Genomic DNA, 22,146 nt, shown 5'->3' on the forward strand with positions numbered 1-22,146 from the left:
AGCGCAGGTCAGCAGGTGGGAGCAGACGGTGGGTCAGTGATGAATGCGACGACTGATACAGCGCTTTCGCGAGTAAGCCCGCTCCCAAACTGGCACTGCGGCGCTGAAGCAAAGTGATTCACATACCGGCAATAAGAAAACTAAGGAAGGTCACCGTGAAAAAACGCAATTCAGGGTTAATTACCGCCACTCACACCGGCCCGGGCTACCCGCTCAAGGCCTTGAGCTGCGTGCCATACGGCGCGTTGCTGTGCTGCCTGGCAAGCCTGGGGACCGCCCAGGCCGCACCCTATGTGGAAACGGGTAAGTTGGGCGACGCCGCGAGCTGGCGCAGCAACGAGTTCAAGGCCGACTGGGGGCTGGGCGCCATCCATTCAGACACCGCGTATGCCGCCGGCTACACCGGCAAGGGCGTCAAGCTGGGGATCTTCGACCAGCCGGTGTACGCCCAGCACCCGGAATTCGCCAGCCCCGGCAAAGTGGTGACGATTGTCACCGAAGGCATCCGCCAATACACCGACCCGTATATTCCGGTGAAGGCGGGCGATGCGTTCCGTTATGACGGCACGCCGTCCCAGGACTCCAACGGCAAGCTGGGTAACCACGGCACCCACGTCGGCGGCATTGCCGCCGGTAACCGTGACGGCGGGCCAATGCATGGCGTGGCGTTCAATGCGCAAATTCTCAGCGCCGAAAACGGCGACCCGGGGCCGGAAGACGGGATCATCCTCGGCAACGACGGCGCGGTGTACAAGGCCGGCTGGGATGGCCTGGTCGCCAGCGGCGCACGGATCATCAACAACAGCTGGGGCATCGGCATTGGCGATCAATACGCCAAGGGCGGCCGCGATCCGGCGTTCCCGAATTTCACGGTCAATGAGGCGCAGGCGCAGTTCAATAACATCCGGCCGATCCTCGGCACGCTGGCCGGTGGTGCTTATCAAGGCGCAATCGATGCGGCCCGCAGCGGCGTGCTGACTATCTTTGCCGCCGGTAACGACTACAACCGCAACAACCCGGATGCAATGTCGGGCCTGGCGTACTTTGTGCCGGAGATTGCCCCGAACTGGCTGTCGGTCGCGGCCTTGCAACAAAACCCGGATACCACCAGCCCCAACCCGTACGTGATCAGCACCTTCTCGTCGCGCTGCGGGTATGCGGCGAGTTTCTGTGTGTCGGCGCCGGGCACGAAGATTTTCAGTTCGATCATCAACGGCACCACCCTTGCCAACCTCACCACCGACTGGGCCAACAAAAACGGCACCTCCATGGCCGCGCCCCATGTGGCGGGCGCTGCGGCGGTGCTGATGGAGCGCTTCCCGTACATGAGCGGCGAGCAGATCTCCACCGTGCTCAAAACCACCGCCACCGACCTCGGCGCGCCGGGCATCGACGCGCTGTACGGCTGGGGCATGATCAACCTGGGCAAGGCGGTTAACGGGCCAGCGATGTTTATTACCGCCGAAGATATCCCGGCTGAGTTCCGTATCGACGGGGCGTATGGCAGCGGGCAGTTTGTCGCGGATTTGCCAGGGATCGGCGCCGTGGTGGATGCCGGCAAACCGACCCAACGCCTGTGCACGGACGTGCATTGCGGGTTGGACGTGTGGAGCAACAATATTTCAGGCCATGGCGGCCTGACCAAGCAGGGCATCGGCACCCTGGTGCTGACCGGCGCTAACACCTACAGCGGCCCGACCCTGGTCAATCAAGGCGTGCTGGCGATCAACGGCTCGGTCACCTCCGACGTGACCGTCGGCCAGCGCGGTGTGCTCGGCGGCTCCGGGCGCATTGGCTCGCTGAGCGCGAAAAGCGGCGGCACCGTGGCACCGGGCAATTCCATTGGCACGCTGAATGTGGCCGGGAATGTCACCTTTGACCCAGGGTCGACCTACGCGGTGGAGTTGTCGCCGACCAGCAGCGACCGGATCGTCGCCGGGGGGACCGCCACGCTCAATGGCGGCACCGTGACCCTGGCCCTGGAAAACAGCCCGACGCTGCTGACCAATGCGCAGGCTGGCAGCCTGATCGGTCGCCAGTACAACATCCTGCAAGCCGCCGGTGGCGTCACCGGCAGTTTCGGTGCAGTAGTGCCGAACTACCTGTTTGTCGGTGGCACCTTGAACTACGCCGCCACTGGCGTGCAACTCGACGTGGCGCGCACCAACAGCTTCGCCAGTGTGGCCGTGACGCCCAACCAGCGTGCTGTGGCGGCCGCAGCTGACCAATTGGGCGCGGGCAATGCGGTGTATGAAAGCCTGTTGCTGGCGCCGACTGCAGCCTCGGCGCAAGGTGCGTTCCAACAGCTCTCCGGCGAAATCTACCCGGCGCTGCAAAGTGCGTTGATCAATGACAGCCGGTACGTGCGTGAAGCCGTGGGCGAGCGCCTGCGCCATGGCGAGATGGGCGCCAGCAGCCAGACCCTCGATAGCCGTGGCAACGTGTGGGTCAAGGCGTTGGGCGCGTGGGGCAAGACTGACAGCCGCAGCGACACGGCAGGCTACACCACGTCACTGGGCGGCATGCTTGCCGGTGTGGATGGCGCGCTGGATGAAGCGACCCGCATCGGCCTGGTCGCCGGCTACAGTGACACTTCGTTGAACATGGGCAACGACACCCATTCACGGGCGTCGGTCGACAGCTACCACTTCGGCGCATACGCCGGGCATGAAATCGGTGCCTGGCGTCTGAGCGGTGGTGCGACCTACAGCTGGCATCGCGCCGACGTGAAGCGCGACCTGCAATACGGCGCCGTCGCCGGCAAGCAAACCGTCAAAGTGGACGCGAGCAGCACCCAGGTGTTCGGCGAGGCGGCGTACCGCGTCAACCTGCAACCGTTGGCCCTGGAGCCGTTCGCCAACCTGGCTTACGTGCACCTGGACACCGACGGTTTCACCGAGAAGGGTGATGCCGCTGCGCTGAAAGGTCGCGACGACAGCCGCGATGGGGTGTTGAGCACCTTGGGCATGCGTGCGTTGAAGACCTTCAACGTCAATGACCACCAGCAACTCGAGGTGTCCGGCACGCTGGGCTGGCAGCACAACCTGAGCAGCACCGACTCCGAACAGCACCTGGCGTTTGCTTCGGGCGGTCCGGCGTTTGCGGTGGAAAGTGCACCGATGGTGCGTGATGCGGCATTGGTGGGCGCGCGGGTCAGCCTGGCGTTGAGCAAGGACGCGCGGGTGAACTTTGATTACAACGGCCTGCTGGCCAGCAAGGAAAAAGTCCACGGGGTGGGGTTGAGCCTCGACTGGGCGTTCTAAACAAGCACGACCTGCTTAATGTGGAACCGGACTTTATGTGGGAGCGGGCTTGCTCGCGAAAGCGGTGTGTCAGTTAACGGCCTCATTGGCTGGTACAGCGTATTCGCGAGCAAGCCCGCTCCCACATTTGGATCGCCGGGCATCAGGTAGATTTGCGTCAGTCTGGAGGCCATCATCGCAGGCAAGCCTGCTCCCACATAAAGCCCGTTCCCTCAGGGGCAACGGGTGTTTTCGCTTTCTCTACAAATCCAACAACAGAGAGGCACTACCATGGGTATCTTTGACTATAAAAACCTCGGCACCGAGGGCTCCAAAGCGCTGTTCGCCGACGCCATGGCGATCACGTTGTACACCTACCATAATCTGGATAACGGCTTTGCCGTGGGTTACCAGCACAATGGCTTGGGGCTTGGTTTGCCGGCCACGCTGGTGGGTGCACTGCTCGGCAGCACGAATTCACAGGGTGTCATTCCGGGCATTCCCTGGAACCCGGATTCGGAAAAAGCCGCGCTGGAGGCGGTGCAAAAAGCCGGTTGGACGCCCATCAGTGCAAGCACCCTCGGCTACGGCGGCAAAGTCGACGCGCGCGGCACCTACTTTGGCGAAAAAGCCGGTTACACCACCGCGCAGGTCGAGGTGTTGGGCAAGTACGATGACGCCGGCAAACTGCTGGAAATCGGCATCGGCTTTCGCGGCACGTCGGGGCCGCGGGAAACCTTGATCAGCGACTCCATCGGCGACCTGGTCAGCGATCTGCTTGCGGCGCTGGGGCCCAAGGATTACGCAAAGAACTACGCCGGCGAAGCGTTCGGCGGGCTGCTCAAAAACGTCGCCGATTACGCCGCTGCCCATGGCCTTACCGGCAAGGACGTGGTGGTCAGCGGCCACAGCCTGGGCGGCCTGGCGGTCAACAGCATGGCGGATTTAAGCACCAACAAATGGTCGGGCTTCTACACGGACGCCAACTACGTGGCCTATGCATCGCCGACCCAAAGCGCCGGCGACAAGGTGCTCAACATCGGCTATGAAAACGACCCGGTGTTTCGCGCGCTGGACGGCTCATCCTTCAATCTGTCGTCCCTGGGCGTGCACGACAAGCCCCACGAGTCGACCACCGATAACATCGTCAGCTTCAACGACCACTACGCCTCGACCCTGTGGAATGTGCTGCCGTTCTCCATCGTCAACCTGCCGACCTGGGTCTCGCACCTGCCGACCGCATACGGCGACGGCATGACGCGCATCCTCGACTCCGGGTTCTATGACCAGATGACCCGTGACTCCACGGTAATCGTCGCCAACCTGTCCGACCCGGCGCGGGCCACTACGTGGGTGCAAGACCTCAACCGCAATGCCGAACCGCACAAGGGCAATACCTTCATTATTGGCAGCGACGGCAACGACCTGATCCAGGGTGGCAAGGGCGCGGACTTTATCGAAGGCGGCAAAGGCAATGACACGATCCGCGACAACAGTGGGCATAACACCTTCCTGTTCAGTGGCCAGTTCGGCAACGATCGCGTGATTGGCTACCAGACCACCGACAAGCTGGTGTTCCAGGACGTGCAGGGGAGCACCGACCTGCGTGACCATGCCAAAGTGGTCGGCGCGGACACGGTGCTCACGTTTGGCGCCGACTCGGTGACCCTGGTTGGCGTCGGCCATGGCGGCCTGTGGGCGGACGGCGTCAGCATCGGCTGATCACCGCCAAGGGTGCCCCCGCCAGCCGCCGCCCCAATACGGCCGGTGGGGGTTGCCATAGCCGTAACCATAGACATGATGCGGACAGTAATAGGGCCGTGGGCCATAACCCCAATGGCCGTAATAGACCGGTGGAGGCGGGGCTTGCACCACGATCACCCTGGGTGGCTGACGAATGATGAGGGTGTCGGCAAACGCCGGCGCACTGGCCAGGGCCACCAGCGTCAACGGAATCAGTAAAAGAGCGCGTACCGTGCGGGACATGACTGCCATGGTCGTCGTTCTCCGTGCTACCGCCCGCGAAAATGAAGGCGGCTTATCGGTTAAACGCCGGCAGGGCGAAAATCCTTCGGTAAATAAATCTTCATGGATCAACGGCGCAGCACTGCGACGGATTGGGCCGGGCTCACGCGTTTAATCACTGCCTGCGAGAAGGTTCGCGCGTTATGTGAGGAGCTGAGCATGTCCCGATTTCGACTGATGCTGTGCGCGCTGGTAGTGCTGGGGCTTGGCGGGTGCGCGGTGTACCCGGCGTATCCGGGCCCATGCTGCTACCGCCCGTACTACCACTCGTACTATTACCATCCCTACTACCACCCGTATTACCACCCGTACTACCGGTATTGATCGGTAGCGGCCCAAACAAAAAGCCCCGCATTGGCGGGGCTTTTTGGTGTGCGGGCGCTTACTTTTCGTTGCGCACTGTCGCGACATCATCCGCCTTGACGCGGATGTGCTTGCCGGCGATATCGGTGAATTCATAGAAACCGTCGGCCGTTTTGGTCTTGGGGGTGTCCTTGGTCAAATACTGCGTGCCGTTTTGCAGTGTCACGACGGTTTGCGTGGAGCAACCCGCCAACAGCAGAAAAGTGAGTGCAACCAGTGGAAGACCCAAATTCTTCATGTTCATAACCCTTACCTTTAACCCTGAAAAGTCCCGCGCCATGGGCTGCGGGCCGCAAATGTTACGCCATCAACTGTCCTATCTGATCATTTTTATACAAAAAGTTGCGTGCGCCATTTATCTATTACCGATTGCAACAGCTCGCCGCTGGCGGCACTCTGTATGCATAACCAGTATTTGATCAGCGCGCGACATGGCCAATCCCCTCGACGATCCCTTGTATTACCTGCATAACTTCCGCCAAGTCCTGCATTGGCTGGGGCAACGCTATGCCGATTTACTCGATCCGGAAGAACAGCATTTCATTCAGCAATTTGACAGGTTGCCGCAAGCGTCCCAAGCCTTGTTGGTGCGCATGGTGATGCGCAAGGGCGTGCACTTTCGGGCGAGCAAACTCAATTATCTGGAGATTGGCTGCACCCGCACGGCCGTGCTGGCACTGGTGGAACAGGGTTGGGTTGAGGATCAAGGGCTGCTGTGCGTGGAAGAGCTGTTTGCACTGCTGCAAAAAGGCGAAATCCTTGCGGCCTTCAAACCGTGGATTGCGCAGCCCAAGGGCAGGAAGGCCGATTGGCTGGCGTTACTGACGGAACAGTTCAGCGAACAGCGCCGGTTTGCCCAGTGGTGCCCGCAGCTGAGCGATGCGCTCTACAGCCTGACCATCATGGATTTGTGCGATCGCCTGCGGCTGATGTTCTTCGGCAATCTGTATCAGGACTGGTCGGAGTTCGTGCTGGCCGACCTGGGCATCTACACCTACGAAAAAGTCCAGTTCTGCGCCGAGTCGCGTGGCCTGCGCAGCCGTGACGATGTGGTCGGTTTTCTGTTCCTGCACCAATGCCAGCAGGCTTTTGAAGCGGGGGAGGCGCTGCACGAGGTGCTGCCACGGATCGCTACGCTTGTCACCGACAACCCCTGGCTGGAAAAACGTCGCGCCAAGCTGTTGTTCCAGGTCGGCCAGTATTGCGAGCGCAGCGCCGAATTGGCGCTGGCGGCGCAGATCTACCGTGATTGCGCCTACCCTGGCGCGCGCGCACGGCTGATTCGCGTGCTGGAGCGTCAGGCGCACTACGCGCAAGCCATGGCCCTGGCGTGTGCCGCGCAACAGGCGCCGGAAAGTGCCGCTGAACAACAACACCTGCTGCGCGTGCTGCCACGCCTGCGCCGCAAACTCGGCGAACCGGCGTTGCCCAAGACCACGCCGCGCGAGGTCACCCGTCTGGACCTGGCACTGGCCCCGCAGCCACTGATGTCGGTGGAGTATTGTGTTCAGGCGCATCTCAGCGAGCCCGATGGGCCGGTGCATTATGTCGAAAATGGCCTGATCAATTCGTTGTTCGGGCTGTTGTGCTGGGAGGCGATTTTCGCGCCGTTGCCAGGTGCGTTCTTCCACCCGTTCCAGCGTGGGCCGGTGGACCTGCACAGTGACGACTTTCACCAGCGCCGCAGCGCGTTGTTCGCCGCCTGTTTCGAGCAACTGGAGGACGAGCGCTATAAGGCCACCATCCGCCAGCGCTACGCAGACAAGTGGGGTATCCAGTCACCGTTCGTGTTCTGGAACCTGCTCAGCGCAGAACTGCTCGAACAAGCACTGGCGTGTTTGCCGGCCGAACACCTGCGCTATTGGTTTGAACGGCTGCTGCTGGACATCCGCGCCAACCGCACGGGCATGCCGGATCTGATCCAGTTCTGGCCGGCGCAAAAGACCTACCGCATGATCGAGGTCAAAGGCCCCGGCGATCGTCTGCAAGACAACCAACTGCGCTGGCTGGAATTCTGTGGTGAGTACCAGATGCCGGTGACCGTCTGCTATGTCCGCTGGGCTGAACCGGCTTGAGCTATAGCGTTGCGGTGCGGGCGCTGTGTGAGTTCACGGCCAAGGTCGGCGACCTCGACCTGCGCTTCACGCCGTCGCCCAGCGCCCAGGAAGGTATCGTCGGCCATCGCACGGTCGCCTCGCGACGCAGTGCGCATTATCAACACGAAGTGGCCCTGGAAGGCGAATTCCAACAGCTCAGGGTGCGGGGCAGGGCGGACGGCTATGACCCGGACAGCAACCGCCTCGAAGAGGTGAAAACCTATCGCGGCGACCTCGACGCCCAGCCCGCCAACCATCGGCAACTGCATTGGGCCCAGGTCAAAGTGTACGGCTGGTTGATGTGCCAGAAACTCGGCCTGCATGAAATCGACCTCGCGCTGGTGTACTTCGACATCGTCGGTGAGGGTGAAACCTTGCTGAACCAGCGTTTTCACGCGGCCGACCTGGAGCGGTTCTTCAACCAGCAATGTGCGCTGTTCCTGGGCTGGGCGCGCGAGGAAATGCAGCACCGCGACGCGCGCAACAGCGCTGCACAACGCCTGGCCTTCCCGCATGCCGAGTTTCGTCCCGGCCAGCGCGCGCTGGCCGAGTCCGTCTACAAGGCGGTCAGCACCGGCCGCTGCCTGATGGCCCAGGCGCCCACCGGCATCGGCAAAACCGTCGGCACGCTCTTTCCGATGCTCAAGGCCCTGGCGCCGCAGCAATTGGACAAGGTGTTCTTCCTCACTGCCAAGACCCCGGGCCGCAAGCTGGCACTCGACGCGGCCCAGGTGCTGTTCGACAGCAGCCCCGAGCTGGCGCTGCGGGTGCTGGAACTGGTGGCGCGGGACAAGGCGTGCGAACACCTGGACAAAGCCTGTCACGGTGATTCCTGCCCCTTGGCCAAGGGCTTTTACGATCGCCTGCCGGCCGCGCGCATGGCAGCCTCGAAGGTGCGGCTGCTGGACCAGCGCAACCTGCGCGACGTCGCCCTGGCCCATGACGTGTGCCCGTATTACCTCAGCCAGGAAATGGCGCGCTGGACTGATCTGGTGGTCGCCGACTACAACTATTATTTCGACTTTGGCGCCATGCTGTTCGGCCTCGCCCAGTTGAACCAATGGCGCGCCGCAGTGCTGGTGGACGAAGCCCACAACCTGGTGGAGCGCGCCCGCGCGATGTACAGCGCCAGCCTCGACCAATACAGCCTCCACACCCTGCGCGACGCTGCCCCCGAGCCGTTGAAGAAACCCTTGCAGCGCCTGAACCGCGAATGGAACGCCTTGCACAAGGAGCAGCTCGCGCCGTACCAGGCCTATGCCACCAAGCCGGACAAACTGCTCCAGGCCCTGAGCCTGTGCACCAGCGCCATGGGCGACCACTTCAACGAGCACCCCGAAGCCCTCGCCGGCGACCTGCAAGCGTTCTATTTCGAGGCGCTGCAATTTGCCAAAGTGGCCGAGCTGTTCAATGAACAGTTCATTTTCGATATCAGCAAGCGTCAGTTCGGCGGCAAGCGCAGTGCGTCAACGTTGTGCCTGCGAAACGTGGTGCCCGCCGAATTCATCCGTCCCAGGCTGACGGCGGCGCGCAGCAGCGTGTTGTTTTCCGCGACGCTCAGCCCGCGTCACTATTACGCCGACTTGTTGGGGTTGCCGGCGGATACCGCCTGGATTGATGTGGAATCGCCGTTCAAGGCCGAGCAATTGCAGGTGCGTATCGTCGATGAAATCTCTACGCGGTTTGTGCACCGCCAAGCGTCACTGGAACCCATCGTCGAGTTGATTGCCCGGCAGTTCGCGGCGCAACCGGGCAACTACCTGGCGTTTTTCAGCAGTTTCGATTACTTGCAGCAAGTGGCGCAACTGATGGCCGAACGGCACCCGCAGGTCGCGCTGTGGTTGCAATCACGCGGCATGGCCGAGGCCGAGCGGCAGGCATTTCTTGAGCAATTCACCCAGCACAGCCAGGGCGTCGGCTTTGCGGTGTTGGGCGGCGCGTTTGGCGAGGGTATTGATTTGCCCGGCGCGCGCTTGATCGGGGCGTTTGTTGCCACCTTGGGCTTGCCGCAACTGAACCCGATCAACGAGCAAATGAAAGCGCGCATGGGCGCGATTTTCGGCGCGGGCTATGACTACACCTATCTGTATCCCGGCATCCAGAAAGTGGTGCAGGCGGCGGGTCGAGTGATCCGCAGCCAACACGACCGGGGCGTGGTGATGTTGATTGATGACCGTTTTGGCGAGGCGCGGGTGCGGCAGTTGTTGCCGCGCTGGTGGGCCGTCGATTAAGTACGTTCGGCTTATTCCCGTCATCAATGATACTGGCATGCCCGCCGCCGATTCTGCAGGCTGATCAAAACACGCAGAAAGGTTACGCCCATGCGCCAGCAAACACTCTCCGTCAACGGTATTCAGCTGTGCGTGCACATCGACGGCGCGGAAAACGGCCGGCCAATCTGGCTGCTGCACGGGTTTCCTGAATGTTGGCACTCCTGGCGCGAGCAGATTCCTGCGTTGACCGCCGTCGGGTACCGCGTATTTACTCCTGAACTGCGCGGCTACGGCGCTTCGAGTTCGCCCGCGGACATTGCCGACTACGCATTGCTGACCCTGTGCGCCGACATCCAGCAGGCCATGGAGCATTTCGGTCACCGTGAGGTGGCCATGGTTGGGCACGACTGGGGCGCGGTGCTCGCCTGGCACCTGGCGTTGCTGGAGCCAACGCGCATTACACGGCTGATCACACTGTCGGTGCCTTTTGCCGGGCGCGCCCGCCGCCCGGTGCTTGAGATCATGCGCGAGCTGTATGCTGATCGGTTCAATTACATCCTGTATTTCCAGGAACCCGGTGTGGCCGAACAGGAACTGAACGCCGACATCGAACGCACGCTGCGGCTGTTCATGCAGGATGAGGACATGTTCCTGCAGCAGAAATCGGTGAAGGCCCGCCTGTTCGCAGGCGTCTCAACCCCCAGTACATTGCCGCACTGGTGTTCCCCGGAGGATTTGGCCATCTACCTGCAGGCGTTCACCGAACACGGCTTTCGCGGCCCGCTGAACTGGTACCGCAACTTCGAACGCAACTGGCAGCACACCGAGTTCCTGGCGGGCCGGCAGGTGCTGCAACCGACCTTGTTCCTGATTGGCGACCGCGACCCGGTCGGCGTGTTCGAAGCCCACACCCTCAAGCGCATGCCCGACTCGGTGCCCGACCTTGAGCAGCAGGTGTTGGCCAACTGCGGTCACTGGATCCAGAACGAGCAGGCGCAGCGGGTCAACGCGCTGATGCTCGGGTTTCTAGGCAGAACGTAAAGGTCGCGCCATGCCCAGGGCGGTCCACCAAGCGGATGCTGCGCCCGTGCAGTTGCAGGATGCGGTGCACGATGCGCAGGCCCAGGCCGCCATCGCGGCGCGCGCCGCCGATGGTGAAGGCCCGCAGGAACAAGCCTTCACGCAACTCAGGGGCGATGCCCGGGCCGCTGTCGCTGACGGTGACGCCCATGCCATCCGCTTCGGGTGACAAGATCACCTCGACCTCGCCATTCACCGGCGTGTGCCGCAGGGCGTTGTCGAGCAGGTTGGTCAGCACCCGCTCGATCAAGCCCAGGTCGGCCAACACCGTTGGCACCTGTGGCGGCAAGCTGGCGGTGAGCGTGATGGACCGGGCCTCGGCGGTCAGTTCGAATTTCTGGAAGATGTCTTGCACCAGGTCCGGCAGCGAAAAACCTTCGATCACCGGCTGGACAAACCCATGTTCCAGGCGCACCAGTTCCAGCAGCGACTGGGCAAGGCCGCCGACCTTGCGGCTTTGGTCGAGGGCGATGCCGAGGTAACGGCGGCGCTCCTCTGGGCTGAGGCTGGCGTCCTTGAGGGACAGCGTTTCCAGGTAGCCATGCAGCGAGGCCAAGGGCGTGCGCAGGTCGTGGGAAATATTCGCGACCATTTCCCGGCGTTCCTGGTCCTGGTGGGTGATGGCGCGCCATTGCTCGCCCAGGCGGTTTTCCATTTGCACGAAGGCGTGGTCGAGCACCGCGATTTCATCGCTGCTATCGAGCTCGCGAGGTGGCGGCTGCACAGGTTTCGGCGCGCCGTTGATGTCGAATCGGCCAACCTTGTCGGTCAGTTGGCGCAAGGGCCGGGTGATCCAGGCAAACGCGATCAGGCCGGCCATCAAGCACAGCAGCGCCACCAGGCCGATGGACCAGAGGGCGATCTTCAGCGCCATGCCGGTGGCGTCCTTTGCGTCGTACACATCGTGGGCTTCGCCCAGCAGCACGACGTACAGGAAACCGGTTTGTTGGCCGTTGGCCTTGAGCGGCGCGGCGCTGAACACCTTGCGCCCGTCAACGCTGCGCGGGTCATCGCCGAGAATCGGCAGCATGGCGCCGCTGAGAAAGCGTCGAACCGGCGTGAGGTCGACGTGGTCACGCAGTAAATGCCCGCTGGGTGCGGCATTACCGACGACGCGGCCGTCGATATCGAGCAAGTACACCTCGACACTCGGGTTGACCAGCATCAATTGGCTGAACAGCGTGCGCACCGCGTCGGGTTTGAGGCCGTCGGCGTCCATCAGCTGTGTATCACGGGCGATGTGCGCCGCGAGGTCGCGGGACAAGCCTTGCACCACTTCCAGTTCGTGCATGCGGTTGGAACGGACCTGCAACCAGGCCGAAGTGCCGCTGCAAACCACCAGCAACAGCGCAAACACGACTGACAGGCGTTGAGTCAGGGTCAGTTTCATGGGCCGCTCTCGGCAAACTTGTAGCCCCGGCCCCATACCGTAAGGATGAGTGACGGGTTGGCCGGGTCGGCCTCGACCTTGGCGCGCAGGCGATTGATATGGGTGTTCACCGTGTGTTCGTAGCCTTCGTGGCTGTAGCCCCATACCGCGTTGAGCAGGTCCATGCGTGAGAAGACTTTGCCCGGCTGGCGTGCGAAGAAATACAGCAGGTCGAATTCGCGCGGCGTAAGGTCCAGGCGCTGGCCTTGCAAGGTCGCATCGCGGGTCAGCGGGTTGATGAAGAGCGGGCCGAGTTCAAGGCTGCCGGCGTCCATCTTCAGGTTACGCGCCATGGCGTCAACCCGGCGCAGCAGCGCCTTGACCCGCGCGACCAGCTCCGGCATGGAAAACGGCTTTGCCAGGTAGTCGTCCGCGCCCAGCTCCAGGCCAAGGATGCGGTGCAACTCGCTGGAGCGCGCGCTGGTGATGATGATCGGTGTGTAGCGCGCCATGGCGCGGGCCCGGCGGCAGATTTCCAGGCCGTCCACACCCGGCAGCATCAGGTCGAGGATCAGCGCATCCCAGCCGCCTTGCTCCAGCAGGCGCAGGCCTTCAGTGCCGTCGGCGCTGTGCACCACCTCAAATTGCTCGTCGCGCAGGTGCAGGCAGATCAAGTCAGCAATATGGGCATCGTCCTCGACGACGAGGACTCGTTTGGGCTGATCCATGGAAAAAAACCTTCGCTTGTAGTTCGCGCATTGTGCGGGTTTTGCACCCGTGTAGTTATCACGAATTGTTTAACTCTGCGTGAGGATTCCGCGACCGGCAAGGGTTCAAGATGGCCTCAGTGCTTAACGAGGAGAACGCCATGTACACACGTCGACAAATACTGCTGGCCGGTGGTGGCCTGGGTGTTGCCGTCCTGGCCGGTGGTGTGCTGAAACAGCTGAGTATGGTCACCGAGGTGCAAGCCGCCGAGACGTTCGAAGTCAACCATACCGAGGCCGAATGGCGCAGCCTGCTGAGTGCCGAGCAGTTCGCCGTGCTGCGCGAGGAGGGCACCGAGCGCCCCTACAGCAGCGCCCTTAATGATGAACACCGTACAGGCACCTTTGCCTGCGCCGGTTGTGCGTTGCCGTTGTTCGCCTCCAGCACCAAGTTCGACAGCCACACCGGTTGGCCGAGTTTCTGGCAGCCGCTGGACCACGCTGTCGCCAGCCATGTCGACACGTCCTATGGCGTGGTACGCAAGGAAATTCACTGCCGCCGGTGTGGCGGCCACCAAGGGCACGTGTTCGATGACGGCCCGGCACCCACTGGCCTGCGCTATTGCATGAATGGCGTGGCCATGACGTTCACGGCGGCTTAAGCCGATGTCTCTGCATATTGATAAGGGAAGATTCCATGTGGCTTCTGGTTCTCGCGTATCTGGGCGGCGTGCTGACAATTGTCAGCCCGTGCATCCTGCCTGTTCTGCCTTTTGTCTTCGCTCGCACCGGGCAGCCGTTTATGCGCAGTGGCTTGCCGCTGTTAGCGGGGATGGCGGTGACGTTCGCCCTGGTGGCCTCACTGGCCGCGGTGGGCGGCGGTTGGGTGGTGCAAGTCAATCAGTACGGGCGTTGGCTCGCGTTGCTGTGCGTTGCCCTGTTCGGACTCACGCTGTTGCTGCCGCACCTGTCGGAACGCTTGACGCGTCCCTTAGTGGCCGCCGGCAGTCGCCTGTCGCAAGCCGCTGGAACGGACGCCAAGCCGCGAGCGGGCGCTTCGTTCCTGATCGGCGTGGCCACCGGTTTACTGTGGGCACCGTGCGCGGGGCCAATCCTGGGGCTGGTGCTCACCGGCGCGGCGCTACAGGGCGCGAGCATCGGCACCACGTTGCTGTTGCTGGCTTATGCCGCCGGTGCCGCTACGTCCCTGGCGTTGGCGTTGCTGGTCGGCGGTAAAGTCTTTGGCGTTATGAAGCGCTCGCTCGGTGCCGGTGAATGGTTGCGCCGTGGCCTCGGTGCGCTGATGCTCGCCGGCGTGGCCGCCATCGCCCTGGGCCTGGACACCGGTGTGCTGTCGCGCTTGTCGACTGCCTCCACGGGCGGCCTGGAACAAAGCCTGGTGGACACGCTGAGTGCCAAACCCGCGCAGCAGGGCGGCGCGATGCTGGCCGGTGGCGCGATGATGATGGCTGCCAACCACAGCGACGCGCTGCCGATCGAAGGCACGTTGCCGCCACTGGATGGCGCAGTGCAATGGCTGAACAGCCCGCCACTGAGTGCCGAAGCGCTGAAAGGTAAAGTGGTGCTGGTGGATTTCTGGACCTACTCCTGCATCAACTGCCTGCGCAGCTTGCCCTACGTGAAAGCCTGGGCCGAGAAGTACCACGACCAGGGCCTGGTGGTGATTGGCGTACACGCCCCGGAATTTGCCTTTGAGCGCGACGTGAACAACGTCAGCCAGGCCATGAAGGACCTGGGCATCACGTACCCGGTGGCGATCGACAACAACTACAAGATCTGGCGCGCGTTCAACAACCAGTACTGGCCGGCGCATTACTTTGCCGATGCCAAGGGCCAGATTCGCTACCACCACTTTGGCGAGGGTGATTACGCCGAGTCGGAGCGAGTGATCCAGCAATTGCTGCGTGAAGCCGGGGCCAAAGATGTCGCCGGTGGGTTGATCGAGGCGGATGCGAAGGGCGTTGAGCAGGCGCCGGACATGCATGAAGTGCAGTCGCCGGAAACCTACCTGGGCTTCCAGCGCGCCGAACACTTCGTGACCACCGGCACCCAGGCCACCGACACCGTGGTGAATTACCCGGCCGCCGGCCCGCTGGGCCTGAACAACTGGACCCTGGAAGGTCACTGGAACGTCGGCGGCCAGCAAGCCACCCTGGACCAGGCCGACGGGCGCATCGTGTACCGCTTCCATGCCCGCGACCTGCACTTGGTGCTGGGCCCGGCGGCTGACGGCAAACCGGTGCGGTTCAAGGTGACGATTGATGGCCAGGCCCCGGGCGATGCCCACGGCACGGATGTGGCGCCCGATGGCCGCGGCACGGTGACCGAACAACGCCTGTACCAGTTGGTGCGGCAGCGCGGCGCCGTGCAGGACCGCACCTTCAGCATCGAATTTCTCGACCCGCATGTGGCGGCCTATGCCTTCACCTTCGGTTAACCGCTTCATTAACTGTTAACCCGGTCAATGTGGGCGCTGGCTGGCCTGCTGCCACCTTCAACCGAGTACTGGAGTCAGTGGTATGAAACTGCTCAAATGTTTACCCGCACTCGCTTTCGCTGCTTTCGTCGGCCAAAGCTCGGCGTTCTCTTTTGGCGCCTCCGAAGACGCGGTAATGATCGCACCACCGGCCCTCGACCTTCCCGCCGCGCCCGGCAACCTGCAAACGGCGGTATTCGCCGGCGGCTGCTTCTGGGGCGTACAAGGGGTGTTCCAGCATGTGCAAGGCGTGAAAAACGCTGTGTCCGGCTACGACGGCGGCGCGGCTGACACAGCCCAGTACGAGGCGGTCAGTGGAGGCGATACCGGCCACGCCGAGTCGGTGTCGGTGACCTACGACCCAGGCCAGGTCAGCTACGGCAAGTTGCTGCAAATCTACTTTTCCGTGGCCCACAACCCCACGGAACTGAACCGCCAGGGCCCCGACAGCGGCAGCCAATACCGCTCGGAAATCTTTGCGCAGAATGCCGAGCAGCAAAAAGTCGCCCAGGCCTATATCGCCCAGCTGGACGCGGCCAACGCCTTCACCAGGCCGATCGTGACCAAGGTCGAGATGGGCAAGGCGTTTTACCCGGCGGAGTCCTATCACCAGGACTTCCTCACCGAGAACCCTTCCTACCCGTACATCGTGATCAATGATTTGCCGAAAGTGGCGCAGCTGAAAAAACTGTTCCCGGACCAATACAGAGCAGAACCGGTGCTGGTCAAAAACCAATAGTCAGCGCAAACCAAAAGGTGTGCGCTTGCTCGCGAACGCGGTGGGTCCGTTACTCATACTGTGCCGGACACACCGCCTTCGCGAGCACGCCCGCTTCGACCTTCGTCGCCACTTCGGTTCAGGATTTGGCTTTTGCCAGGTAAGGCGCCAACCGCCGCGCCATTTCTTCACCCAACGCCTGCAAGCCACTCATTGGCCGCACCATCACTTCAAACTCAACAATCTGCCCTTGCTCGTTAAAGCGGATCAAATCAATGCCCTTTAACTGTTTGTCACCGACCCGCGCACTGAACTCCAGCACCACACTCAAGCCGTCACCGGTGGCCAGTTCGCGATGATAGGCAAAGTCTTCAAACACCTTGAACACCGTGTTGAGGATCATCGACACCACAGGCGCGCCAGGGTAGGGCGTGTGGGCCATGGGCGAGCGAAAGACGGCGTCGGGCGCGAGCAATTCAGGAAGCGGCTTGAGGTCGTGAGCCGTCAGCATGGCATGCCAGCGTTGCAGGCTATGGGCGGCGGCGGGGTGCAGTTTCAGTTCGGACATGCTGTGTACCTGTTCTTATGGTGGAAAGGTCGTTCACCTCGCCAACATAAGAGCGGTAACAAAGCAGGGTCAATCACCCGAATTGACAGTTAAGTGACTGCAATGAACTCACACCACTTCCAGGTAGGAGCTATGAATTGCCCGGGCCAGTTCGCGTACGGTGTCGATGAAGTCGGTGAGCCGACTGTGCAGGCCGTCCTCCAGAATCTCATCGATCCCGGTATAGCGCAGGCGCGCCTCAAACTCGGCCGCCAGGCGCTGCGCCGTGCGCCCATAACTGCCGGGCAAGTCCGCCAGGATGTGGCTCAACTCCTCGATACAGGCGTGCAACGAACGCGGTACGTCGCTGCGCAACAGCAGCAACTCGGACACCGAGCGCGCGTTCAACGCGTTGGGGTACAGTTCGGTATACGCCTCGAATGACGACAAGGCCCGCAGCAGGGCGCTCCACTGGTAATACCCGCGTGCCGACAGGTCGCTGACTTCTTCCGACTCCTCACCAAACATCTCGTAGCGCGCATCCAGCAGGCGCAGGGTGTTGTCCGCGCGCTCGACAAACGTGCCCAGGCGAATAAACCGGTAAGCGTCGTTGCGCATGATGGTGCCCGAGGTTGCCCCGCGGAACAGGTGCGAACGCTGCTTGACCCAGTCGCAGAAGTGGCTGATGCCATGCCGGGCCAGGCCACCGGCGGCGATGCTGCGCATTTCCAGCCAGGTGGCGTTGAGGTTTTCCCACATGTCGGCGGTGATCCGCCCGCGTACCGCGTGGGCATTGCCCCGCGCGGCGCGCAGGCAGTTGTAGATGCTGGCGGGGTTTTCTTCGTCGAGGGCGAAGAAGTGCAGCATGCGCATCGCGTCCAGTTGTTTGTGACGCTCAAGGTAACTGTCCAGGGTGCCGCTGCTGAGCAACGACATGGCCAGTTCATCCAGCCCATCACTGCGCCCGGCCTGGGGCATCAATGACAGCGAATAACTGACTTCGAGCATGCGCGCCAGGTTTTCTGCGCGCTCCAGGTAACGGGACATCCAGTACAGATCTGCGGCGGTTCTACTCAACATACTCAGCCCTCCACCACCCAGGTGTCCTTGGTTCCGCCGCCTTGCGACGAGTTGACGATCAACGAGCCTTCCTTCAACGCCACGCGGGTCAGGCCGCCGGGCACCAGGCGGGTCTCTTTGCCCGAGAGCACAAACGGGCGCAGGTCGATATGCCGTGGCGCGATGCCGTTTTCGACAAAGGTGGGGCAGGTGGACAGGCTCAGCGTCGGTTGAGCGATGTACGCGTGAGGGCGCGCCTTGATGCGTTGGCGGAAGTCTTCGATTTCGGCGGCGCTGGAGGCCGGGCCGACCAGCATGCCGTAGCCGCCGGAGCCCTGGGTTTCCTTGACCACCAGTTCGGGCAAATGGGCCAGCACATGGGACAGCTCATCGGGTTTGCGGCACTGGAAGGTCGGCACGTTTTGCAGGATGGGTTCTTCATCCAGATAGAAACGGATCATTTCCGGCACATAGGGGTAGATCGACTTGTCATCGGCCACGCCGGTGCCAATTGCATTGGCCAGCACCACATTGCCGGCGCAGTACGCCGCCACCAGGCCCGGTACGCCAAGCATGGAATCGGGGTTGAAGGCCTGCGGATCAAGGAACGCGTCATCGATGCGGCGGTAGATCACGTCCACCGCCTTGGGGCCGTCGGTGGTGCGCATGAACACCTTGAGGTCGTGCACGAACAGGTCGGCACCTTCCACCAGCTCCACGCCCATTTCCCGGGCGAGGAACGCGTGCTCGAAGAACGCGCTGTTGAAGCGCCCCGGGGTCAGCACCACCACGTTGGGGTTGTCCAGGCGGCTGGCGCTTTTCAGGGTTTTGAGCAGCAGGTTGGGGTAGTGGTCCACCGGCGCGATACGCTGTTTGGCGAACACTTCGGGGAACAGGCGCATCATCATCTTGCGGTCTTCGAGCATGTAGCTCACGCCGCTGGGGGTGCGCAGGTTGTCTTCGAGGACGTAATAGGTGCCGTCGCCATCGCGTACCAGGTCCACCCCGGAGATATGCGAATAAATGTCGCGGTGCAGGTCCAGGCCGACCATCGCCTGCTGATAACCCTCGTTGCCCAGCACCTGATCCGCCGGAATGATCCCGGCCTTGATGATGCGCTGGTCGTGGTAGATGTCGGCGAGGAACATGTTCAGCGCATTGACCCGCTGGATACAGCCGCGTTCGATCACGCTCCACTCGCTGGCAGGAATGCTGCGGGGGATGATGTCGAACGGGATCAGGCGCTCGGTGTCTTGCTCGTCGCCGTAGAGGGTGAAGGTGATTCCGGCCCGGTGGAACAGCAAATCCGCTTCGCGGCGGCGCTGGGCCAGCAGTTCCGGCGGCGTGTTGGCCAGCCAGCGGGAGAATTCCTGATAGTGCGCACGGCAAGCGCCTTGTGCGTCATTCATTTCATCAAAGAAAGATCGAGCCATTCCAGTACCTTGTCAGTGCCGAGGGTTGCGCGGGTGGCACTGCCGCTTTGAAAAACGCATAGTTTTATGAGCCTGTGGCTGAGGGTGCCAACAAGCCTGGTCCTTACTTTCTTATGGGGTCGGCTCTGGGTCGGGGGGTAACGAATGCTCCTGTATCCGGGCAGATGAATGGTTTAAGCAATGCCTGTGCCGAAACCCGTCATTAACAGACCAATGACCCGCTGGCGAGCGAGTCAACGCACGCCCGGCTGAGCAATGGGCCGAAAAAAGCCCGAGGGCTGCGCGCGCCAGCACCCGCCCGCCTCATGCGATGACCACAACAGTGCGGCGCGTGTTTCACGATGGTGCATGAACAAACTTGAACTTCACTCAGCCCCGATTCTTCTAACAAGGCTTGTCACCTTGTGGAGCATCGTCGTGCCCAGAATCATCTCTCCAAACACGCCAGAAGCGTCGCTGGACGAACACAGTGAACACAACGCCAAGATTTTCGGTTCACCCAAGGACCGTCTTGACTTCTACCGCCGCGAAATTCAGTACGAAACCACCATTCTGGCCAACCGCACTGACGCCTATCTCAGCGCGCAGTCGTTCCTGGTCATCGCCTTCGTCTCCGGCATGGGCAACTTGAACCCGGAGTGGGGCAAGCTGTTTACCCTGGTGGTCCCGGTGTTCCTGGTCATGCTCGGTGTGCTCAGCTCGCTGAATGCCTGGCCGGGCATTCGCGCGGCGTATGAAATCATTGACCACTGGCACTACAAGCAGAGTGAACTGCTGCGCAGCGAGCCGGTGATGGGCATGGCCTATGACGATTCGCCGCTGTTCTGTGAGACCGAGTCGTCCCACAAGGGCTATCGCAAGTCGCTGCTGTTCTCCATGCGCGCGCCGTGGCTGTTTATGGTGTTTTGGGTATTGCTCGGCGCGTATGCGTTTTACATCCAGGTCGATAACCCGATCTCTTGAGCATCGCCTGTTAAATCGGCGGAACTTCAGCGTCCTGCGCGAGACCTTACCTGTATACAGGCGGTGTTTTTCAAGAGAGGTGACCTATGAGCACAAGCAACGATCCCCAAGTCAGCAACCGTAACGATCCGGCAATCGACGGCGGTGAGCCCGCACCCGGCACGGCGGCTGACGCGCCGAAAGATCCGAAGCCTGCCAGCGACCCCAAGGCCAAGGAAAACGACTACAGTCCAGACTTCAAGCCCGAGCGCGAGCCCAAGCCTGAAACCGACGCTGATATCGACACCCAAGGCGGTTAGAGGAGACAGTCATGTCACAAGCACTGGACGACGATGAAGACCTTGACGATGAAGAACTCAATGACCCGGGCAACGAAGACCCGGGTTCATTGATGGATGATGCAGAAGTGCCGCTCAATGACCTGGACGATGCGGCGGATGTGGGCAACACCGAAACCGAACATCTTGGCTGAGCGGTTGCCTATTCAGTGTGCACCTTGGCTCGTCGTTCATACCACGCCAGCATCGGCTGCGTGCTCAACCCATGAACGACGATGCTCAAGGCTATTACCGACACTGTAAGGTTCACCGCTACCGCGCTGTTGGTGCCGCCCAGCCCATGATTGAGCGCGTAGAACAGGTAGTAAATGCTGCCGATCCCGCGAATGCCGAACCAGCCGATCAAACCGCGTTGTCGGTAATCGATCAAACGGCCCCAAGGCATCGCCAGCACGCTCACGGGGCGAATCACGCAGAACAATAGCGCGGCCACCGGCAGTGCGCGCCAATCCCAGTGACTGATCAGCACAATGCCCAACACCGTCACCAGAAACACCTCCATCGAACGCTCCACCAGGCTGCCGAACGAGAGCATGTCGCCCATCATCACGCCAGCGGCGATCTGCGTATCCGCCAGTTCGCTGACATCGCCTTGCAGGGCGCGCTCAGGCGCCACCTCCAGGTGGCCCACCACCGGCAGTGCCAGATGTTCCGATGGGGTCACCGAGTGGCCCGTGGACCTGAACTCCGCTTGGCGCAAGCCCAGCCCGGCGGCGAATACCGACAGAAAGCCATAGCCGCCCACCGCCTCAGCGGCCACATAGGCCAGCGCAATCAACGCCAGGGTCAGGTAGTCGTTCGGGGACAGCGTGCTGTCTTCATTGCTGATGCGCATCCATAGCGTCACGCGACCGATGCCACGGCCCATCCAGTAGCCGATCAACAGCCCGGCCGGCACCGCCCACAGCAGGTTTTTCAGCACCCAGCCACCGAACCAGTCACCGTCAAACCCGGCGTGCTGCATGAACAGCAGGGCAAAGATCACGAAGGGAAAGGCGGTGCCATCGTTCAAGCCGGCTTCGCCGGACAGGCCAAAGCGCAGTGCGTCATAGTCCTGCGCATTGTTGACCTGGACCAACCCCGCCAACACCGGGTCGGTCGGCGCGAGTATCGCACCCACCAACAACGAGACGCCCCAGGACAACGCGAACACGTAATGCAGTGCCAGGCACACCCCGAGGATGGTCAACAGCATCACCGGGCCCGCCATACCAAACGCGATCCGCCATGTGCGATGCCTGAGAGGCAGGCGCAGTTTCAAACCGCTGACGAACAAGGAAAACAACACCGCCACTTCGGTCAGGTGTTCCATCCAGCGCGCCGAGTTTTTGATATCCAGGTGCAACAGGTCCACACCCAGCGGGCCGATGGCTACGCCCAGCAACAGGCACACCGCTGAGGTGGTCACCGGCATCCAGCGCAAATAGGAAGAGGTGAGGGCGAGCGTGAGCAACACAGTGCCCAGTACGGCCATCCACAGAATAAAAGTCATCGAG

20 protein-coding genes are annotated in these 22,146 nt (G+C 61.9%); 12 read left to right on the forward strand and 8 right to left on the reverse strand.

Features of this window, described 5'->3' with window-relative positions:
• Positions 1 to 155: 155 nt before the first annotated feature.
• Positions 156 to 3,263 (forward strand): autotransporter domain-containing protein, encoded by a 3,108-nt coding sequence (locus JFT85_RS01285; protein ID WP_201228920.1) that lies wholly within the window; start codon positions 156 to 158, stop codon positions 3,261 to 3,263.
• A 270-nt stretch (positions 3,264 to 3,533) separates the two neighbouring features.
• Positions 3,534 to 4,964 carry a polyurethane esterase gene (locus tag JFT85_RS01290; protein ID WP_073637550.1) on the forward strand — a complete coding sequence of 477 codons (1,431 nt, stop codon included), beginning with the start codon at positions 3,534 to 3,536 and terminating at the stop codon, positions 4,962 to 4,964.
• Here JFT85_RS01290 and JFT85_RS01295 read toward each other — a convergent pair whose 3' ends face one another.
• The gene (locus JFT85_RS01295; RefSeq protein WP_078828284.1) at positions 4,965 to 5,237 is read right to left on the reverse strand and encodes a hypothetical protein; all 273 of its coding nucleotides are present in this window, start codon (positions 5,235 to 5,237) and stop codon (positions 4,965 to 4,967) included. It abuts the gene before it with no gap.
• A 189-nt stretch (positions 5,238 to 5,426) separates the two neighbouring features.
• Here JFT85_RS01295 and JFT85_RS01300 point away from each other — a divergent pair, with 189 nt between their 5' ends.
• A complete protein-coding gene (locus JFT85_RS01300; RefSeq protein WP_169875389.1) occupies positions 5,427 to 5,591 on the forward strand; it encodes a hypothetical protein in 165 nt (54 codons plus the stop codon).
• A gap of 58 nt (positions 5,592 to 5,649) precedes the next feature.
• Here JFT85_RS01300 and JFT85_RS01305 read toward each other — a convergent pair whose 3' ends face one another.
• Positions 5,650 to 5,874, reverse strand: a complete 225-nt coding sequence (locus tag JFT85_RS01305; RefSeq protein ID WP_053256162.1) for a YgdI/YgdR family lipoprotein — start codon at positions 5,872 to 5,874, stop codon at positions 5,650 to 5,652.
• 187 nt (positions 5,875 to 6,061) lie between these two features.
• Between JFT85_RS01305 and JFT85_RS01310 the strand changes: the two genes are divergently transcribed.
• The 3 genes from JFT85_RS01310 to JFT85_RS01320 all read left to right on the forward strand — a co-directional run bounded on the left by JFT85_RS01310 (position 6,062) and on the right by JFT85_RS01320 (position 10,980).
• The gene (locus JFT85_RS01310; protein ID WP_069551559.1) at positions 6,062 to 7,705 is read left to right on the forward strand and encodes a VRR-NUC domain-containing protein; all 1,644 of its coding nucleotides are present in this window, start codon (positions 6,062 to 6,064) and stop codon (positions 7,703 to 7,705) included.
• Entirely contained in the window at positions 7,702 to 9,957 is a 2,256-nt protein-coding gene (locus tag JFT85_RS01315) for an ATP-dependent DNA helicase (RefSeq protein WP_201228921.1), read from the forward strand. Before JFT85_RS01310 ends, JFT85_RS01315 begins: the two co-directional genes overlap by 4 nt.
• A 90-nt stretch (positions 9,958 to 10,047) precedes the next feature.
• Entirely contained in the window at positions 10,048 to 10,980 is a 933-nt protein-coding gene (locus JFT85_RS01320; protein ID WP_201228923.1) for an alpha/beta hydrolase, read from the forward strand.
• Here JFT85_RS01320 and JFT85_RS01325 read toward each other — a convergent pair.
• A complete protein-coding gene (locus tag JFT85_RS01325) occupies positions 10,943 to 12,409 on the reverse strand; it encodes a sensor histidine kinase (protein ID WP_069551561.1) in 1,467 nt (488 codons plus the stop codon). The genes JFT85_RS01320 and JFT85_RS01325 overlap by 38 nt on opposite strands.
• The gene (locus JFT85_RS01330) at positions 12,406 to 13,116 is read right to left on the reverse strand and encodes a response regulator transcription factor (RefSeq protein ID WP_053256157.1); all 711 of its coding nucleotides are present in this window, start codon (positions 13,114 to 13,116) and stop codon (positions 12,406 to 12,408) included. Before JFT85_RS01330 ends, JFT85_RS01325 begins: the two co-directional genes overlap by 4 nt.
• A 140-nt stretch (positions 13,117 to 13,256) precedes the next feature.
• On the opposite strand from JFT85_RS01330, the gene msrB reads away from it, so the two are divergent.
• The 3 genes from msrB to msrA all read left to right on the forward strand — a co-directional run bounded on the left by msrB (position 13,257) and on the right by msrA (position 16,331).
• Positions 13,257 to 13,757 (forward strand): peptide-methionine (R)-S-oxide reductase MsrB, encoded by a 501-nt coding sequence (gene msrB, locus JFT85_RS01335; protein WP_053256156.1) that lies wholly within the window; start codon positions 13,257 to 13,259, stop codon positions 13,755 to 13,757.
• A gap of 35 nt (positions 13,758 to 13,792) precedes the next feature.
• A complete protein-coding gene (locus tag JFT85_RS01340) occupies positions 13,793 to 15,553 on the forward strand; it encodes a cytochrome c biogenesis protein DipZ (protein WP_201228925.1) in 1,761 nt (586 codons plus the stop codon).
• Between the two features lie 82 nt (positions 15,554 to 15,635).
• The gene (msrA, locus tag JFT85_RS01345) at positions 15,636 to 16,331 is read left to right on the forward strand and encodes a peptide-methionine (S)-S-oxide reductase MsrA (protein WP_069551563.1); all 696 of its coding nucleotides are present in this window, start codon (positions 15,636 to 15,638) and stop codon (positions 16,329 to 16,331) included.
• A gap of 118 nt (positions 16,332 to 16,449) precedes the next feature.
• Here msrA and JFT85_RS01350 read toward each other — a convergent pair whose 3' ends face one another.
• From JFT85_RS01350 to JFT85_RS01360, 3 genes are all read right to left on the reverse strand, one after another.
• Positions 16,450 to 16,878: a nuclear transport factor 2 family protein gene (locus JFT85_RS01350; protein ID WP_053256153.1), complete on the reverse strand. Its 429-nt coding sequence runs from the start codon at positions 16,876 to 16,878 to the stop codon at positions 16,450 to 16,452.
• 108 nt (positions 16,879 to 16,986) lie between these two features.
• On the reverse strand, positions 16,987 to 17,937 hold the full coding sequence (locus JFT85_RS01355; RefSeq protein ID WP_053256152.1) for an alpha-E domain-containing protein: 951 nt from the start codon (positions 17,935 to 17,937) through the stop codon (positions 16,987 to 16,989).
• A 2-nt stretch (positions 17,938 to 17,939) separates the two neighbouring features.
• Positions 17,940 to 19,349 (reverse strand): circularly permuted type 2 ATP-grasp protein, encoded by a 1,410-nt coding sequence (locus tag JFT85_RS01360; protein ID WP_053256151.1) that lies wholly within the window; start codon positions 19,347 to 19,349, stop codon positions 17,940 to 17,942.
• 417 nt (positions 19,350 to 19,766) lie between these two features.
• Between JFT85_RS01360 and JFT85_RS01365 the strand changes: the two genes are divergently transcribed.
• From JFT85_RS01365 to JFT85_RS01375, 3 genes are all read left to right on the forward strand, one after another.
• Positions 19,767 to 20,312 carry a hypothetical protein gene (locus JFT85_RS01365; RefSeq protein WP_053256524.1) on the forward strand — a complete coding sequence of 182 codons (546 nt, stop codon included), beginning with the start codon at positions 19,767 to 19,769 and terminating at the stop codon, positions 20,310 to 20,312.
• 86 nt (positions 20,313 to 20,398) lie between these two features.
• Positions 20,399 to 20,611 (forward strand): hypothetical protein, encoded by a 213-nt coding sequence (locus tag JFT85_RS01370; protein WP_053256150.1) that lies wholly within the window; start codon positions 20,399 to 20,401, stop codon positions 20,609 to 20,611.
• An 11-nt stretch (positions 20,612 to 20,622) separates the two neighbouring features.
• Positions 20,623 to 20,784: a hypothetical protein gene (locus JFT85_RS01375; RefSeq protein ID WP_180542910.1), complete on the forward strand. Its 162-nt coding sequence runs from the start codon at positions 20,623 to 20,625 to the stop codon at positions 20,782 to 20,784.
• An 8-nt stretch (positions 20,785 to 20,792) separates the two neighbouring features.
• On the opposite strand, the gene JFT85_RS01380 is transcribed toward JFT85_RS01375, so the two are convergent.
• On the reverse strand, positions 20,793 to 22,142 hold the full coding sequence (locus tag JFT85_RS01380) for a cation:proton antiporter (protein ID WP_053256149.1): 1,350 nt from the start codon (positions 22,140 to 22,142) through the stop codon (positions 20,793 to 20,795).
• Positions 22,143 to 22,146: the final 4 nt, after the last annotated feature.

Origin of the sequence: Pseudomonas sp. TH04 (assembly GCF_016651355.1) — a bacterium.
GTDB classification, from domain to species: domain Bacteria; phylum Pseudomonadota; class Gammaproteobacteria; order Pseudomonadales; family Pseudomonadaceae; genus Aquipseudomonas; species Aquipseudomonas fluorescens.

Coding starts and splice junctions, on each gene's coding strand:
- JFT85_RS01320 (WP_201228923.1), top strand. CDS start 10,048: ATGCGCCAGCAAACACTCTCCGTCAACGGTATTCAGCTGTGCGTGCAC.
- JFT85_RS01355 (WP_053256152.1), bottom strand. CDS start 17,937: ATGTTGAGTAGAACCGCCGCAGATCTGTACTGGATGTCCCGTTACCTG.
- msrB (WP_053256156.1), top strand. CDS start 13,257: ATGTACACACGTCGACAAATACTGCTGGCCGGTGGTGGCCTGGGTGTT.
- JFT85_RS01325 (WP_069551561.1), bottom strand. CDS start 12,409: ATGAAACTGACCCTGACTCAACGCCTGTCAGTCGTGTTTGCGCTGTTG.
- JFT85_RS01310 (WP_069551559.1), top strand. CDS start 6,062: ATGGCCAATCCCCTCGACGATCCCTTGTATTACCTGCATAACTTCCGC.
- JFT85_RS01340 (WP_201228925.1), top strand. CDS start 13,793: ATGTGGCTTCTGGTTCTCGCGTATCTGGGCGGCGTGCTGACAATTGTC.
- JFT85_RS01305 (WP_053256162.1), bottom strand. CDS start 5,874: ATGAACATGAAGAATTTGGGTCTTCCACTGGTTGCACTCACTTTTCTG.
- JFT85_RS01330 (WP_053256157.1), bottom strand. CDS start 13,116: ATGGATCAGCCCAAACGAGTCCTCGTCGTCGAGGACGATGCCCATATT.
- msrA (WP_069551563.1), top strand. CDS start 15,636: ATGAAACTGCTCAAATGTTTACCCGCACTCGCTTTCGCTGCTTTCGTC.
- JFT85_RS01290 (WP_073637550.1), top strand. CDS start 3,534: ATGGGTATCTTTGACTATAAAAACCTCGGCACCGAGGGCTCCAAAGCG.
- JFT85_RS01350 (WP_053256153.1), bottom strand. CDS start 16,878: ATGTCCGAACTGAAACTGCACCCCGCCGCCGCCCATAGCCTGCAACGC.
- JFT85_RS01360 (WP_053256151.1), bottom strand. CDS start 19,349: ATGGCTCGATCTTTCTTTGATGAAATGAATGACGCACAAGGCGCTTGC.
- JFT85_RS01370 (WP_053256150.1), top strand. CDS start 20,399: ATGAGCACAAGCAACGATCCCCAAGTCAGCAACCGTAACGATCCGGCA.
- JFT85_RS01300 (WP_169875389.1), top strand. CDS start 5,427: ATGTCCCGATTTCGACTGATGCTGTGCGCGCTGGTAGTGCTGGGGCTT.
- JFT85_RS01295 (WP_078828284.1), bottom strand. CDS start 5,237: ATGGCAGTCATGTCCCGCACGGTACGCGCTCTTTTACTGATTCCGTTG.
- JFT85_RS01375 (WP_180542910.1), top strand. CDS start 20,623: ATGTCACAAGCACTGGACGACGATGAAGACCTTGACGATGAAGAACTC.
- JFT85_RS01380 (WP_053256149.1), bottom strand. CDS start 22,142: ATGACTTTTATTCTGTGGATGGCCGTACTGGGCACTGTGTTGCTCACG.